15 protein-coding genes and 1 pseudogene are annotated in these 13743 nt (G+C 71.5%); 12 read left to right on the top strand and 4 right to left on the bottom strand.

The features are described 5' to 3' along the window. Window positions 1-88 precede the first annotated feature (88 nt). Together ACTWPW_RS18380 and ACTWPW_RS18375 are read right to left on the bottom strand one after the other, a co-directional pair. A complete protein-coding gene (locus tag ACTWPW_RS18380) occupies window positions 89-3535 on the bottom strand; it encodes a tetratricopeptide repeat protein (protein ID WP_443169373.1) in 3447 nt (1148 codons plus the stop codon). A gap of 108 nt (window positions 3536-3643) precedes the next feature. After that, window positions 3644-4336, bottom strand: a complete 693-nt coding sequence (locus ACTWPW_RS18375) for a response regulator transcription factor (RefSeq protein ID WP_357891132.1) — start codon at window positions 4334-4336, stop codon at window positions 3644-3646. 175 nt (window positions 4337-4511) lie between these two features. Between ACTWPW_RS18375 and ACTWPW_RS18370 the strand changes: the two genes are divergently transcribed. The 11 genes from ACTWPW_RS18370 (at window position 4512) to ACTWPW_RS18320 (ending at window position 10608) form a co-directional block, all read left to right on the top strand. After that, complete coding sequence (locus ACTWPW_RS18370; protein ID WP_375116948.1) at window positions 4512-4763, top strand: MoaD/ThiS family protein; 252 nt, start codon at window positions 4512-4514, stop codon at window positions 4761-4763. Window positions 4764-4859: 96 nt separating this feature from the next. Then, entirely contained in the window at window positions 4860-5525 is a 666-nt protein-coding gene (locus tag ACTWPW_RS18365) for an LmeA family phospholipid-binding protein (protein ID WP_375116949.1), read from the top strand. Between the two features lie 37 nt (window positions 5526-5562). Further along, on the top strand, window positions 5563-6075 hold the full coding sequence (locus tag ACTWPW_RS18360) for a sigma-70 family RNA polymerase sigma factor (protein WP_364119857.1): 513 nt from the start codon (window positions 5563-5565) through the stop codon (window positions 6073-6075). Next, window positions 6075-6950, top strand: a complete 876-nt coding sequence (locus tag ACTWPW_RS18355) for an anti-sigma factor family protein (RefSeq protein WP_443169473.1) — start codon at window positions 6075-6077, stop codon at window positions 6948-6950. The genes ACTWPW_RS18360 and ACTWPW_RS18355 overlap by 1 nt, the downstream gene beginning before the upstream one ends. Before the next feature lie 73 nt (window positions 6951-7023). Continuing rightward, window positions 7024-7443 carry a thioredoxin family protein gene (locus tag ACTWPW_RS18350; RefSeq protein WP_364119855.1) on the top strand — a complete coding sequence of 140 codons (420 nt, stop codon included), beginning with the start codon at window positions 7024-7026 and terminating at the stop codon, window positions 7441-7443. Between the two features lie 72 nt (window positions 7444-7515). Next, on the top strand, window positions 7516-7599 hold the full coding sequence (locus tag ACTWPW_RS18345) for a putative leader peptide (RefSeq protein WP_350668905.1): 84 nt from the start codon (window positions 7516-7518) through the stop codon (window positions 7597-7599). Window positions 7600-7659: 60 nt separating this feature from the next. Next, entirely contained in the window at window positions 7660-8073 is a 414-nt protein-coding gene (locus tag ACTWPW_RS18340; RefSeq protein WP_364119852.1) for a DUF4395 domain-containing protein, read from the top strand. Continuing rightward, window positions 8070-8909 carry a sulfurtransferase gene (locus ACTWPW_RS18335; RefSeq protein ID WP_364119849.1) on the top strand — a complete coding sequence of 280 codons (840 nt, stop codon included), beginning with the start codon at window positions 8070-8072 and terminating at the stop codon, window positions 8907-8909. The genes ACTWPW_RS18340 and ACTWPW_RS18335 overlap by 4 nt, the downstream gene beginning before the upstream one ends. Further along, window positions 8909-9214 (top strand): DUF1416 domain-containing protein, encoded by a 306-nt coding sequence (locus ACTWPW_RS18330; RefSeq protein ID WP_364119846.1) that lies wholly within the window; start codon window positions 8909-8911, stop codon window positions 9212-9214. Before ACTWPW_RS18335 ends, ACTWPW_RS18330 begins: the two co-directional genes overlap by 1 nt. An 87-nt stretch (window positions 9215-9301) precedes the next feature. Next, window positions 9302-9862, top strand: coding sequence for an RNA polymerase sigma factor (locus ACTWPW_RS18325; RefSeq protein ID WP_375116950.1), 561 nt, complete (start codon window positions 9302-9304; stop codon window positions 9860-9862). Then, window positions 9859-10608: a methylated-DNA--[protein]-cysteine S-methyltransferase gene (locus ACTWPW_RS18320; RefSeq protein WP_443169372.1), complete on the top strand. Its 750-nt coding sequence runs from the start codon at window positions 9859-9861 to the stop codon at window positions 10606-10608. The genes ACTWPW_RS18325 and ACTWPW_RS18320 overlap by 4 nt, the downstream gene beginning before the upstream one ends. Here the strand turns inward: ACTWPW_RS18320 and ACTWPW_RS18315 are convergent. Further along, window positions 10587-11138, bottom strand: a complete 552-nt coding sequence (locus ACTWPW_RS18315; protein ID WP_375116951.1) for a helix-turn-helix domain-containing protein — start codon at window positions 11136-11138, stop codon at window positions 10587-10589. The two genes, ACTWPW_RS18320 and ACTWPW_RS18315, sit on opposite strands and share 22 nt — an antisense overlap. A gap of 228 nt (window positions 11139-11366) precedes the next feature. Here ACTWPW_RS18315 and ACTWPW_RS18310 point away from each other — a divergent pair, with 228 nt between their 5' ends. Then, a complete protein-coding gene (locus tag ACTWPW_RS18310) occupies window positions 11367-12626 on the top strand; it encodes a hypothetical protein (protein ID WP_443169371.1) in 1260 nt (419 codons plus the stop codon). On the opposite strand, the pseudogene ACTWPW_RS18305 reads toward ACTWPW_RS18310, so the two are convergent. Continuing rightward, a pseudogene (locus tag ACTWPW_RS18305) lies at window positions 12616-13743 on the bottom strand (hypothetical protein); the annotation flags it as partial. The gene ACTWPW_RS18310 and the pseudogene ACTWPW_RS18305 overlap by 11 nt on opposite strands.

The raw sequence follows: 13743 nt of genomic DNA, 5'->3' as shown, positions 1-13743 counted from the left end.
TTGGAGTAGCTGGTGTCACCAGCTAACGGGGCAATCCAGAAAAGATCTGCGACCTCAATACCGAGATTTCACGACTTTTATCGGCGATTCACGTGAAATCCCGGAGTTCCTCCGACACTTGCTGGGCCTCGAAAACATCGCCGACTTCTTCGAGCGTCCGCACCGCGTCCCGGAGATACGCCACCGCCGCCCCCCGCCGCCCGAGCCTGGCCGAGATCAGCCCGAGCGCCCGCAGCGCGCACCCGAGGTCCCGCCGCGTCCCGCACTCCAGGTGCACGTCCCTGGCCTGCCGCGCGTACACCAGCGCCTCGTCCGCCCGGTCCAGGTCCAGCAGCACCATGGCCAGGGTGGTGAGCGCCGCCGCCCAGCGGTCCCTGGTGCCGCTCTCGTTCTGCAGCTCGACCGCCTGCCTGGCCAGCTCCAGGGCCTCGGCCGCCCGCCCCGCCGGGTGCAGCGCCTGCGCCATCGACAGCAGCGCGCTGGCCCGGTTGTCGCGCAGCTCCTCCCTGATCGCCAGCGCCGCCCTGGCCGCCCGCAGCGCGGACTTGTGCCGGCCGAGCGACAGGTACGTGTACGTCAGCGTCTCCTGCACGTCGGCCTCGGCCCGCCGGTTCCCCATGCCCTGCACGATGTCCAGGGCTTCGAGCGCGTACACGAAGGCGACCTGCGGCAGTCCCTGCCGCCGCCGCACCCGCGCCAGCCGGTTGAGCATGCGGGCCTCGACCGGCTCGTCGCGGATCACCCGGCTGATGGTCAGCGCCTGGTTCAGGTAGTCGTCGGCCCGCAGGTAGTCCGACAGCCGCCAGTGCACCAGCCCGATGTCGCCCAGGGTCTCGGCCTTGCCCTGCTCGTGGTGGAGCTCGACCTGTACGGCCAGGGCCTGCTCGTAGTAGGCCAGCGCCTCGTCGTACCGGGAGCCGTTGCGCGCGATGCGGCCGAGCGCGCACAGGGCCCGGCCGCAGCCGTACTGGTCGCCGGTCGCCGTGTACCCGGCCAGCGCCCGTTCCGCGTCGCGCTGCGCGTCGTGCTGCAGCCGCAGCAGGTCGTAGATCTCGGCCAGGCACAGCAGCGTCTCGGCCTCGGCGTGCTCGTCGCCCAGCTCGTGGCAGATCGACAGCGCCTCCAGCCCCTCCGACAGGGCCGCGTTCGGCTCGCCCAGGTTCTGCTGGACGCGGGCGAGGATGATCAGGCTCTGGGCGGTGCCGCGCCGGTCGCCGAGCTCCTCGCGCACGTCGAGGGCCTGCCCGGCGTGCTGCAGGGCCAGCTCGTACCGCTCCTGGGACAGGTGCAGCCGCGCGAGCGTGTGCAGGCAGCTGGCCACCCCGGCCAGGTCGCCGATCCCCTTGTAGAGGTCGAGCGCCTCACCGGCGTACCGCAGGGCGTCCTCGCTGTTGCCCGCGATCCCGTGCACCTCGGCCAGGTCGTTGAGCGCGCGTGCCTGCCCCACGCCGTCGCCGAGCGAGGCGAAGTCGGCCAGCGCCTCCCCGATGAACCGGGCCGCCAGCGTCGAGGGCCCGATGTCCCGGTGGATCGAGCCCAGGTTGCTGCGCATCTGCGCGATGGCCCGCCGGTTGCTCACCTGCATCGCCGAGGTCAGGCCGCCCTGCTGGACCTCCAGGTTGTTCTCGTAGTACCGCAGCCGCCGGAACGGCTCGAACACGGCCTCCGCCAGCCGCCAGGCCATCCCCTGCGCGCCGCTCTCCTCGGCCAGGCGCACGGCCGAGACCAGCGAGCGCCGCTCGGCCTCGAACCACTCGCGCGGCGTGCCGGGGTCGGTCGCCATCGCCAGGTAGTGGTCGAGCAGGCGCGCCCTGGCCTCCCGCACGCCCGCCTCGGCGTGCCGGCCCAGCTCCCTGGCCAGCCGCTTGACCAGGTCGTGCACCCGATAGCGCGGCCCGGGCAGCGGCTCCACCAGGTACGCCCGGTGCAGCCCCTCCACCGCGATCACCGCCTCGCTCACCGGCACGCCGAGCGCCGCGGCCAGCACCTGCGGCGTGAAGTCCCGCCCCGGCAGCAGCCCGACGTGCCGGAACGCCCGCCGCTGCGCCGGGTTCAGCGACTCGTACGCCAGGTCCAGCGCCGACCTGAACGCCTCCTCGGGATCGCCCACCAGCAGCCGGTCGGGCCGGCGCAGCTCCTGCACCCGCGTCTGCACGCTGAGCCCGGGGTTCTCGGCCAGCTTGGCCGCCGAGATCCGCAGCGCGAACGGATGGTACGAGCACACCCGCGCCAGCTCGGCCAGCGCGTCCCGGTCGGCGGCCCGCGGCGAGTCCTCCCCGAGCACCCCCACCAGCAGCGCCACCGCGTTGCCCGGATCGAGCACCGGCAGGTCCATCAGGTCGGCGTGCCCGGTGGCGCGCAGCGGCGCCATCCGCGTCCTGCTGGTCACCAGCACCACGCAGTCCTTGCTGCCCGGCAGCAGCGCTCGCACCTGCGCGGGGTCGGCGGCGTTGTCGAGGATGAGCAGCAGCCGGCGCCCGGCGATCCGGCTGCGGTAGAGCAGCATCAGCTCGGCCTCGTCGGCGGCCGGCATGTGCTCGCCGACGCCGAGCGAGCGCAGGATCTGCCCGAGCGCCTCGGCGGGGTTCATCGGCGGCAGGCTCGGAGACTGCCCCCGCAGGTCGATGACGATCTGCCCGTCGGGGAACCGGTCGGCGTGCACGTGCGCCCAGTACGTGACGAGCGCGGTCTTGCCCACGCCGGGAAGGCCCTGCACGACCATGGTGTTCGTCCGCCGCGGCCGATCGAGCCAGGCGGTGAGCAGGTCCAGGCTCTGCTGCCGCCCGGTGAAGTCGGGCACCGCGGCGGGCAGCTGGCGCGGCTTCGGCACCTCGATCGCCGGCAGCGGCTCGGCGGGGCCGCCGGGCCGGGTCAGGAACGGCGTCACCCGCCCCTCCCAGGGCGCCGACAGGTGCTCCCAGCTCCCGGCGGCGGCCCGCAGCGCGGACGGGTCGGCGATCCGCAGCCGCCGGTAGCCGGGCCGGACCAGCCACCTCCGCCGCACCCACTCCCCGAGCTGGCGCTGCACCACGTCGGGGGAGCTGCCCACGAGATCGGCCAGGGTCTCCATGGACAGCGGCGGCGCCGACTCGGAGGCCAGCCCGTACCGCTCGTCCAGGTGCAGCAGCCACACGGCCAGCCGGGCGGCGACGGGGGCGCGGGCCAGGGCCTCGTGCCTGCGGGCGGCCATGTTCCTGGCGAACATCTCCTGGATCAGCGCGTTCCCCACGGCGGTGCTGCCGGAGGCGTGCTCGCGCAGCCGCCGCAGGTCGATGGGCCAGAGGCGTACCTCGGTCAGCGCGTCCACCTTGACGCGGTCGGCGGGGCTCCAGAAGGCCAGCTCGCCGACGAGGTCGCCGTCGCCCCGAAGGTCGTGCACGGTCTCGCGCTCGCCGCTGGGGCCGTATTCGCGGGCGTAGCCGTAGTCGATGACGTAAACGCGGTTGGCCGGCCGCAATGGCGAGCAAATCACCTCGTTACGGCGGTAGACACGCGGACGGGCGCCCTCGTCCACCAGCGACCTGAACAGACCCACCCCGAACACCACCAATCTGGGACGGCGGTGTCCTCGACATGACAGGCGTGCTTCAGCCCGTACGACGACCTGTCACATCAGTGGAGCGCAGCGGGAACCGGCTGTCAATCAGACGTTGGCGGTGTCGGTGCGGTCGGGGACGAAGCGGTAGCCGACGTTGCGGACGGTCCCGATCAGGGACTCGTACTCGGTGCCGAGCTTGGCGCGCAGCCGCCGCACGTGCACGTCGACCGTCCTGGTGCCGCCGAAGTAGTCGTAGCCCCAGACCTCCTGCAGCAGCTGGGCGCGGGTGAACACCCGGCCGGGGTGCTGGGCGAGGTATTTGAGCAGCTCGAACTCCTTGAACGTCAGGTCGAGCACCCGGCCGCGCAGCCGCGCGGTGTAGGTGGCCTCGTCGATCGAGAGGTCGCCGCTGCGGATCTCGTCGGGCACGTCCTCGGTCGCGGCCTGCGAGATGCGGCCGGTGGCCATGCGCAGCCGCGCCTCCACCTCGGCCGGTCCGGCGCTGTCGAGCAGCACGTCGTCCACGCCCCACTCCGCGGTCATGGCGGCCAGCCCGCCCTCGGTCACGATGACCAGGAGAGGGCAGTCGATGCCGGTGGTGCGGATCAGCCGGCAGAGGCTCTTGGCCTGCACGAGCTCCTTGCGCGCGTCGACGATGACCGCGTCGGCGGGTGGGGTGTCGATGAGAGCGGACGCCTCAGCGGGAGCGACGCGGACCGAGTGGAGCAGCAACCCCAGCGCCGGCAGCACCTCGGCGGACGGCTCGAGGGCGTTGGTCAGCAGGAGCAGGTTGCTCATTACGGCCTCCTCAAACACGCAAGGACCCGGGGGCTACGTCGCCCAGGTCCTGTAGGGAGGATATCCCACGAGTTAGTCGCGTCCATTGCGCGTCCACCAGGTGAACAGCGCGTCTCCTGGAACAAGCTTGTTAAGGGCGCCGCACAATAGAGCGGAAACCGATTGTGAGGCAGGCATGGCCACAGGAAAGATACGTTATTGGGCGGCGGCCAAGGAGGCGGCGGGTGTCGCGGAGGAACCGTTCGAAGCGGTCACTCTTGGTGAACTAATGACGAAAATCACACAAAATCGTGCAGATCTGGCGCGAGTGATGCTCCGCTGTTCGTTCCTCGTGGACGGTTCCCCGGTCGGGAAGCGCGCTCATGACGAGGTGATCCTCGGCGACGGCGCGACCGTGGAGGTGCTGCCGCCGTTCGCGGGTGGCTGAGCGGCCGGCGGCGCCACCGGGTGAGCGGGCGGATCGCGGGGGAATGAGACAGGCCAGTCGGTAGGCTCTTGACCCCCGCTCAAGACAGGGAGCCCCATGCGCAAGCTGATCATTTTCCTGATCGTGCTCATCGTTCTCCTTGTCGCCGTCGATCGGGTCGCGGCGGCCGGGGTCGAACGGGATCTGGCGAACAGGATCGCGGCGGCCTCCGATCTCTCCGGCACACCGACCGTGACAATTGAGGGCATCCCATTTCTCACGCAGGCCCTCTCGGGCCGCTATCCGGAGGTACGGTTCAATCTCGGCACGTTCACCTACGGCGACGTGCCGGTGCGGAACCTGCGGGGCGCCGCCTACGACGTCACGGCCCCCCTGGCCGACATCATCCAGAACAGAGCCAACATCCGGGCGGGTCGCGTGGCCATCAGCGGCACCCTCACCAGGGCGACCATCGACAAATACGCCCCGCGCGGGGTGAAGATCGGCGGCAACGGGCAGCGGCTCACGGCGTCGGGCGAGGTGATGATGGGGGTGAACAAGGTGAAGTTCAACGCCGAGATGCGGGTCGTGATCGCCGACGGGGGCATCAGGATCCAGGCGGAGAAGATCCAGGGCGTGCCCGACCAGTTCGCGCGCCTCGTCTCCTACACCATCCCGTTCAAGGGCGACCTGCCCTTCGACGTGAAGGTGACCAGGGTCAGGAGCGTGGCCGAGGGATTGGAGTTCTCGGCCGAGGCGACTGACGTGCCGATCCGTGGATGAGGTTGAACCGCTCCGTCCCTCCGTACGTGATGAGAGCGTGAGAGCAGCGGGCACCGCCGATGAGGAACTTGTGAAGACCCTCTTCGACGAGCACGCCGGGCCGCTCTACGGCTACGTTCTGCGACTGACCGGTGACTCCGGCAAGGCCGAGGACGTCGTCCAGGAGACCCTGTTGCGGGCCTGGCGGCATCCCGACGCCCTGTCTGACCGGCCGATCCGGGCGTGGTTGTTCACGGTGGCCCGCAACCTCGTCGTCGACCAGCATCGCGCCAGGAAGGCCAGGCCGCCGGAGATCGGCGACGAGGCCCTGGCGGTCCTGCCGGCCGACGACGAGCTGGAGCGGGCGGTCGAGTCGTGGGCGGTGGCCGAGGCGCTGGCCGCGCTGCGGCAGGAGCACCGTGAGGTGCTGCTGGAGGTCTACTACCGGGGGCGATCGGTGAAGGAGGCGTCGGCGACGCTGGGGATACCGCCGGGCACGGTGAAGTCCCGTACGTACTACGCGTTGCGCGCGCTCAAGCTGGCGCTCGAGGAACGGGGGCTGGCACCGTGATGACGTGCGAGGAGGTGCGGATCGCGCTGGGCGCCCACGCGCTGGGCGCGCTCGATCCGGAAGAGGCGCTGGAGATCGACCACCACCTGGCGACCTGCGAGGCGTGCGGCGCCGAGCTGCTGGAGCTCGAAGGCGTGACCTCGTTCCTGGGCAAGGTGTCGGAACGCGACGTCGAGCTGGTGGCCAGCCCCCCGCGCCAGGTGCTCGACCGGTTGCTGAACGACCGCGTCAGGCGGAACAGGCGCGGCCGGATCCTCATGGCCGTGGCCGCCTCCGCGGCGGTGCTGGTGGTGGGCGGCACGGTGTGGACGGCGATCCAGACCAGGTCGGCCAATGAGAGCTCGGCGGCGGCCCCCGCGGCGGCGCGGTCGGCGGGGTCGGCGGAGTCCGACACCCGCGCGCAGCAGGACCAGAGCTCCGCGCAGCTGGCCCAGCCGTTGAGGAGCACCGCGCCGTCCCGGAAGGTGGTTCCCTCCCAGAGCCCGGCCCAGAGCTCCGCGCCGGAGACGCAGGCCGATCTCCCGCCCTCGGAGCAGCCGCTGAAGGCGGCCGAGGGCCGCGAGTTCACCGGCGCGAACAGGGCCGCCGACTACCGCGCCACCGTCCTGGCCTGGCCCACGGACGCGGGCACGGAGCTGGGCGTGCGGGTCAGCGGCGTGCCGGTCGACACGACCTGCAGCCTGGTCGTCGTCGGCGTGGACGGCACGCGCGAGCCCACGGAGAGCTGGGTCGTCAGCCGCGAGGCCTACCAGGACCGGGCGGTCTTCCGGCGGGAGTCGACGAAGACGATGCGGGAGATCGCGAGGTTCGAGATCGTCGACGGCGCCGGCAAGGTGCTGGTCGAGGTGCCGCTGCGGAAGCAGGAGCGGAATTGACCCCAGATGGACGCGGAAGTGATCCCGAAGAGCGCGCGGAAGTAAACGCGGTCCCGCGCGGTTGCACCTGACGATGACGGGATTGTGGGTGGCGCTGGCGACGCTGGCGCTCGGGACGGTGATCGGGGTGGTCCGCCTGCGCCGCGACGGACGGGTACGCGAGGCGGGCGGCGGCCGGCTGTCCGCCGCCGACCTCGGCTCCGGGCTGGGGGAACGGGCGACGCTCGTGCAGTTCTCGACCGCGTTCTGCCAGCCGTGCCGGGCGACCCGCCGGGTGCTGGCCGACGTGAGCGCGCTCGTGCCGGGGGTGGCCCACGTCGAGATCGACGCCGAGTCCCGGCTCGACCTCGTACGCCGGCTGGACATCATGCGCACGCCCACCGTGCTCGTGCTCGACGCCGCGGGCACCATCGTCAAGCAGGCCGCCGGCCAGCCGCGGAAGGCCGACGTCCTGGCCGCGCTGGCGGCTGCCGTACCGGATTCCCGTCTGTGAGCCGTCTCACAAGTTGTCTCACCAACCGGACGAGATGTGACAGATGACGAGACGCCGAGTAGTGTCGTGGCCATGAACCCGTCGACAGAGCTGCTCACGAAGCGGCGCGCGGTTGATTTCTGCCGCGTGGCCACCGCGCTCTGTCGCGCTGCCTGAGGACGATCTCGCGCGGACATCAGATCCGCCCCAAATCGACCCCTTCAGGAGCATCCCGCGATGCGTGCCGATCCTAGAGCGCTGCGCTTCGGCGCGGCCGTAACCACCCTGGTCCTCGCCTCCGTCCTGGTGACGGAGAGTTCCTGGCTGCTCGCCGTCCAGGCGGTGGTCTTCGCGATCGGCGCGGCATGGCGCTCGCCGTACGCGATGCTCTTCAAGGCGCTCGTCCGGGGCACTCCCAAGGTGACCGAGGATGCCCGCCCGCCCCGCTTCGCCCAGGGGGTCGGGCTGGTCTTCGCGGTCGCGGGGCTGGCCGGATACCTCGCCGGGATCACGCCGCTGGCCCTGGTGGCCACGGCGGCGGCTCTTCTCGCCGCCTTCCTCAACGCAGCCTTCGGATTCTGCCTTGGCTGCGAGATGTACCTGCTCATTCGCCGTCTACTGCCCGCCGCCAAAATGGAGGTATCCCAATGAGCCGCTCCGCCGCCCTGGTGGACGCCGACTGGGTCGAGGCCAACCTCGACACGCCCGGAGTCGTCCTCGTCGAGGTCGACGAGGATGTCAGCGCCTACGACAAGGGCCACATCCGTGGCGCCGTGAAGGTCGACTGGCGCCAGGACCTGCAGGACCCGGTGCGCCGCGACTTCGTGGACAAGACCGGTTTCGAGGCCCTGCTGTCCGACCGCGGCATTTCCAACGATGACACCGTCGTGCTCTACGGCGGCAACAACAACTGGTTCGCGGCCTATGCCTACTGGTATTTCAAGCTTTACGGCCACCAGAACGTGAAGCTGCTCGACGGCGGGCGCAAGAAGTGGGAGCTCGACTCGCGCGAGCTGGTGCGTGACGTGCCCGAGCGGCCCAAGACGCAGTACGTCGCGCAGGAGCAGGACTCCGCGATCCGCGCCTTCCGCGACGACGTGGTGGCCGCGATCGGCAAGCTCAACCTGGTCGACGTGCGCTCGCCCGACGAGTTCACCGGCAAGCTGCTCGCTCCGGCCCACCTCCCGCAGGAGCAGGCCCAGCGCGGCGGCCACGTGCCCACGGCCCGCAACATCCCGTGGTCCAAGGCGGCCAACGACGACGGCACCTTCAAGTCCGACGACGATCTGCGCACCCTCTACCAGGAGGCCGGCGTCAACTTCGGCAAGGACACCATCGCCTACTGCCGCATCGGCGAGCGCTCCGCGCACACCTGGTTCGTGCTGCACGAGCTGCTCGAGCAGTCCAACGTGAAGAACTACGACGGTTCGTGGACCGAATACGGCTCGCTCGTGGGCGTGCCGATCGAGCTGGGGGAGGCCCGCTGATGTCGACTGCAGCACAGGGTTGCGGAGCGCCGGAGCAGACCATCGCGCTGCCGGCCGGGATCGATCTGTCCAACCAGGCCGTGATCCAGGGTGTGGTGACCGGCGCCGGCACCGCCTACGCGCGGCTGCTCGACCACTCCGGCGAGTTCACCGGTGAGGTCGTCGTGTCCGACGAGGGCGTCTTCCGCTTCTTCGCCGCCCCCGGTGACTGGACCGTCCGCATCATCGCGGGCGGCGGCGTCACCCGGGACGTCCAGGTCGAGGCCAAGCTGGGCGAGGTCGCCCAGCTCGCGGTGGCCGTCTGACCCGAGACAACGTGAAAGAGGCCCGCGTCCGCCGGACGCGGGCCTCTTGCGTGCAACGGGTCCGGGCCCGCCGGTGTTGTAGTGGACGTGAGTGAAATCGACTGTCTCGACCCGGTGCGCAAGGCGCTGCTCGACGACCTCGACGAAGGGTTCGCCGAGCTCTACGGCACCTACCGCGGCCTGGTCTTCTCGACCGCGCTGCGGCTGAGCGGGCGCTGGGCGGACGCCGAGGACCTCACCGCGGAGGCGTTCCTGCGGGCCTACCGGGCGCTGGCCGGCTACGAGCGCGACCGGGTCGCCGAGCTCCAGCCGCGCGCCTGGCTGATGACGATCCTCATGAACATCTGGCGCAACTGCGCCCGTACGAAGTCCCGCAAGCCGCCACCCGACCTGCGGGACGAACCCATCGAGGCCGTCGACCCCAACGAGGACGTCGAGGCGGCGGCGGTGCGCCGGGAGACCGGCGACGAGCTGGCCGAGCTGCTCGGGCTGCTGCCCGCGGAGCAGCGGGCCGCGGTCGTGCTCAGGCACGTCGTGGACCTGCCGGTCGCCGAGATCGCCATGGTGCTGAAGATCCCGCAGGGGACGGTCAAATCGCACGTCTCGCGAGGGCTGAGGCGGTTGCGCGCACTGGGAGGTGCCCGATGACCCAGGATCCACTGCTCGCCGGACTCGCGGCACTGGCCGCCGAACCGCCGGAAGGGCTGCTCGACCGGATCGCGGCCCGCTGGGTACGCGTGCCGGGGCCGATCGGGGAGCTCGCGGTCGCGTTCACCGACCAGGGCGTGGCCTACGTGCACGCCGGGGAGGGGTTCGCCGAGACGTTCAGGAAGCGGTTCGGCCGCCCGCTGCTGCCCGCCGCGCGCCCGCCCGCCGGCCTGCTGCCCGCGCTGCGCACGGGCCGGACGTCCGGGCTGCGGCTGGACCTGCGCGGCATGAGCGACTTCCAGCGCGACGTGCTGGAGGCGGCGCGGACCATCCCGCGCGGCGAGGTACGGCCCTACTCGTGGATCGCGGCGCGCGTCGGGCGGCCCAAGGCCGTGCGCGCGGTGGGCACGGCGCTCGGCCGCAACCCGGTGCCGCTGCTCATCCCGTGCCACCGGGTGACCAGGTCGGACGGCGTCGCGGGCGACTACGTGTTCGGCTCGGCGGCCAAGGAGCGGCTGCTGCTGGCCGAGGGCGTCGACCTGGACCGGGTCCGGGCGCTGGCCGGGGAGCGGGTGTTCTACCTGGCCAGCGACACGACCGGCGTGGTCTGCTTCCCGACCTGCCACAACGCCCGGCGCATCACGCCCGCCCACCGGCACGGCTTCCGCAGCATCGCCCAGGCCAGGGCCGCGGGCTACCGCCCGTGCCGCACCTGCCGCCCGGATCAGATCGGCTTGACCGGGTAGCGCATGAGGAGGGTGGCCCGGACGATGTCGGGGCCGTGGGCCCGGTAGCCGTGGGGCACGTCGGACATCCACGAGATGTGGTCGCCCGGCCGGGCCGTGAGCGGCTCGTGGATGGGGCCCGCGCTGAGGATGCCCGTGAAGACCGTGACGTGCTCGCTGACGCCCTCGTGGTGGGCGGGGGAGGTCTGGGTGAGGCCGGGCGGGACGCGTACGCGGTAGAGCTCGTACGTGACGCGGTCGTCCTCGAACACCTCGAGCAGCTCGGCCTCCATCGCCGTGCCGCGCATGATCTGCGGCTCGGGCGGCGCGTCGAGTATCGCCCCGATCGGCACCCCGAGCTGCGCGGTGATCGCCCAGAGCGTCTCCAGCGTGGGGCTGCGGCTGCCGGTCTCCACGCTCGACAGGAGCGCCTTGCCGATGCCGGCGCGCTTGGCGAGCTCGGAGAGCGAGACGCCGCGCGCCTGTCGCAGCCGCCGCAATCGATCTCCCACCAGGCGAGGATCGGTGTCGATCGCGGGTTGCGGATCCATACCGTCATGCTGCCGCACGTGCGGGGCTTCGGGGCCGCCTTTCGCGGCGGATAATCCATTTGTCACTGCGCGGGCGGTGACACGTGCCCGGTCGGGATCAAGGTGCTGGTAGAGCGCTTTCGGGAGTTGCGGCTGCGGTAAGAGGGACAGACCGATACGATTCCACAGATGTCCGGTTCGTCAGGTGTGATGGCGCCCCCGCGACCTGGGCCTGCGCCGGCTCAGCGGATGCCGTCGCCGTACTCGCTGCCCCTGCACGCACTACGCCTGGCGGGGAAGTGCGCCCTGCCCTTGATCCTCTGGTTCTCCGTCGGCGAGCTGGTGCGCTGGGTGGTGATCTACGTTGCCACCGAGATCTCGCACGGGTCGTGGTGGCAGGCCCGCCTGGTGGCGACGCTGGCGCTGGTGACCGTGGTGATCCTGATCTCCATGACCGTCACCACCGGCATGTTCCTGGCGCTGCGCAACGCCCTGTGGGAGACCCGGGCCCGCAGGCAGGACGGGCAGGAGGACGAGCGGTTCTGGGTCTCGCTCAACCGGGTGGCGCCCGCCTTCGCGGTCATCTACCTGGCCTGGGAGCTGTACTACCGGGACGCCGCCGACTTCTACGCGATGGACCGCTTCCACAACCTGGACGACGACTTCTACACGACGGTGCTCAACAACGTCGCCAAGGGCACCGACGAAGAGGTCACCTACGGGATGGGCCTGGTCGGCCTGGACTGGAAGGTCTCCCTGGGCGCCATGGTGGTGACCTTCGGGCTCCGGGCGCTGTTCTCCCGGATGGTCGAGAAGGGCTCGGGGAAGTTCGCGGGGGTCGCCTCCGCCTTCGCCGAGTTCGCGTTCGTCTTCTGCGGCCTGAACGCCATCTTCACCTTCACCCAGCTGCGCGGGGACTGGGCCTCGCACCGGGCCGTCGTGAGCGGCGCGACCGAGGCGTGGGAGCACGCGAAGGAGAACGTGCCCGGGTGGGAGGCCTTCTGGGGCTGGGTGGGGGAGATGTGGCCGCACGTCATCGAGGCCCTGGCCGTACCGCTGACCTGGCTGGCGATCGCCGTGCTCATCTTCGGCACCTCCATCGACGACGCCCGGCGGGCCCTGCGCGGCACCCGGCTGGAGAAGGGCATGGACAAGCTGGAGGGCACCCACGACGTCACCCAGCGCGCCGTGGACCGGGCCATCGGCGGCTTCATGGAGCGCTGGGTGCCCGTGGTCAACGCCTTCCGGATCACGATCAGGGGCGGGATGGCGCTGTTCGGCTTCACGTGCCTGCTGTACTCGGGGCTGCACGTGGGCGGCCAGTACCTGGACCGGGCCGTGCGCACGCTGATCGGCTCCGACGTCGAGTACATGTGGCTGGTGGCCAGCAAGCCCGTCGTCTTCATCGGGGACCTGCTGGTGACCTGCCTGGGCTACTGCGTGCTGGCCGCCGCGTTCGACATCGCGGCGACCAGGGCCCGGCTCCGGGGCGAGGACATCACCGCCTGAACACCAGCACGTCCTTGTGCTTCCGCTTCTCCTGCTCCGCCGGGTCCGTCGGGACCGCGAGGAGCTGGTCGGTCGGCGTGTCGGACAGGTAGGTGGTGTTCGGCCTGAGGTGCAGCTCCACCTGGCCGGCCACCGCCTTCGGCACGACGGCGACGGCCTCGTACGTGTAGGGCTTGCCGACCACGGCGTCGTCGATCGCGACGTTGTCCTCCGCGACCTCCACCTGCCAGGAGCGGTCCTCGCGGTCCCGCAGCTCCAACTCGGGCTTGCCGGTGAGCTTGATGCCCGTGGCGTCGACGCCCTTCCTGGTGATGATGATCTTCAGCCATTGCCTGTCGGGCGCGGTGGTCCTGGGCGCCTCCATCGGCTCGATCGCGGCCTTCCACGACACGTGCTCGAACGCCAGCTCCCCGCCCTTCGGGACCACATGCTCGATGTCGGACGGCTGGCCGCTGCGGTAGAAGATGAACGCGTCCACGGTCGGGGCGCCCACCCCCACGAGGAAGGCGACGAGCGCGCCCACGCCGAGCAGGAGCGTACGCGTCCGGCGCGGCGGCGTCGGTGCGGCGGCCGGGGGGCCGGCGGCCGGCGGCTCGGCGGGTGGCGAGGCGGGCGGCTCGGCGGGCAGCTCGCTGGATGGCGAGGTGGGCGGCTGGACGGGCGGCGGGACGGGCGGCTGGACGGGGGGCGGGACGGGCGGCTGGACGGGGGGAGACTCGCGCGGGCTCCGGGGGCTGTCGCCCTGCGCGCCGAACGAGTTGCCCAGGGTGTGCGCGCCCATGCTCCGGCGCGGCACGGGGCCCGCGCTGGGGACGGCCGGGAGGGGCTGCGTCTCGCCGCCCGGCGGGTCGGGGTGCGGGGCGGGCGGCCAGACCTGCTGGTCCGGGTGCGGATCGTCGCTGCGCCGGGGCGGCATCATGGGGACGGGCTGCGGCCGCTGCCCCCGTGCCCGGGGCTGTGGCGGTTGGCCGTACTGAGGAGGCTGCGGTCGTCCGGGCTGCGCGTGCCGCGGTGCGCGGGCCGAAGGCGGCTCGCCGGCGTCTTCGGGGTGGGCGGGCTGGGGAGGTTGGGACGGCTGGCCGGAAGGGGGCGCGAACCAGTCGCGGTCGGGTTCGTT

It is taken from the genome of Nonomuraea sp. KM90, from assembly GCF_052246675.1.
Taxonomy (GTDB): domain Bacteria; phylum Actinomycetota; class Actinomycetes; order Streptosporangiales; family Streptosporangiaceae; genus Nonomuraea.
The sequence above is the reverse complement of the archived record's forward strand: the minus strand, read 5'-3'. Positions and strand labels throughout refer to the sequence as shown.

What these genes read in the sequence shown, in the direction of transcription:
- ACTWPW_RS18320 (WP_443169372.1), top strand. Translation starts at nt 9,859, where the DNA reads ATGACCCAGGATCCACTGCTCGCCGGACTCGCGGCACTGGCCGCCGAA.
- ACTWPW_RS18310 (WP_443169371.1), top strand. Translation starts at nt 11,367, where the DNA reads ATGCCGTCGCCGTACTCGCTGCCCCTGCACGCACTACGCCTGGCGGGG.
- ACTWPW_RS18335 (WP_364119849.1), top strand. Translation starts at nt 8,070, where the DNA reads ATGAGCCGCTCCGCCGCCCTGGTGGACGCCGACTGGGTCGAGGCCAAC.
- ACTWPW_RS18375 (WP_357891132.1), bottom strand. Translation starts at nt 4,336, where the DNA reads ATGAGCAACCTGCTCCTGCTGACCAACGCCCTCGAGCCGTCCGCCGAG.
- ACTWPW_RS18350 (WP_364119855.1), top strand. Translation starts at nt 7,024, where the DNA reads ATGACGGGATTGTGGGTGGCGCTGGCGACGCTGGCGCTCGGGACGGTG.
- ACTWPW_RS18355 (WP_443169473.1), top strand. Translation starts at nt 6,075, where the DNA reads ATGACGTGCGAGGAGGTGCGGATCGCGCTGGGCGCCCACGCGCTGGGC.
- ACTWPW_RS18345 (WP_350668905.1), top strand. Translation starts at nt 7,516, where the DNA reads ATGAACCCGTCGACAGAGCTGCTCACGAAGCGGCGCGCGGTTGATTTC.
- ACTWPW_RS18330 (WP_364119846.1), top strand. Translation starts at nt 8,909, where the DNA reads ATGTCGACTGCAGCACAGGGTTGCGGAGCGCCGGAGCAGACCATCGCG.
- ACTWPW_RS18370 (WP_375116948.1), top strand. Translation starts at nt 4,512, where the DNA reads ATGGCCACAGGAAAGATACGTTATTGGGCGGCGGCCAAGGAGGCGGCG.
- ACTWPW_RS18365 (WP_375116949.1), top strand. Translation starts at nt 4,860, where the DNA reads ATGCGCAAGCTGATCATTTTCCTGATCGTGCTCATCGTTCTCCTTGTC.
- ACTWPW_RS18315 (WP_375116951.1), bottom strand. Translation starts at nt 11,138, where the DNA reads ATGGATCCGCAACCCGCGATCGACACCGATCCTCGCCTGGTGGGAGAT.
- ACTWPW_RS18340 (WP_364119852.1), top strand. Translation starts at nt 7,660, where the DNA reads ATGCGTGCCGATCCTAGAGCGCTGCGCTTCGGCGCGGCCGTAACCACC.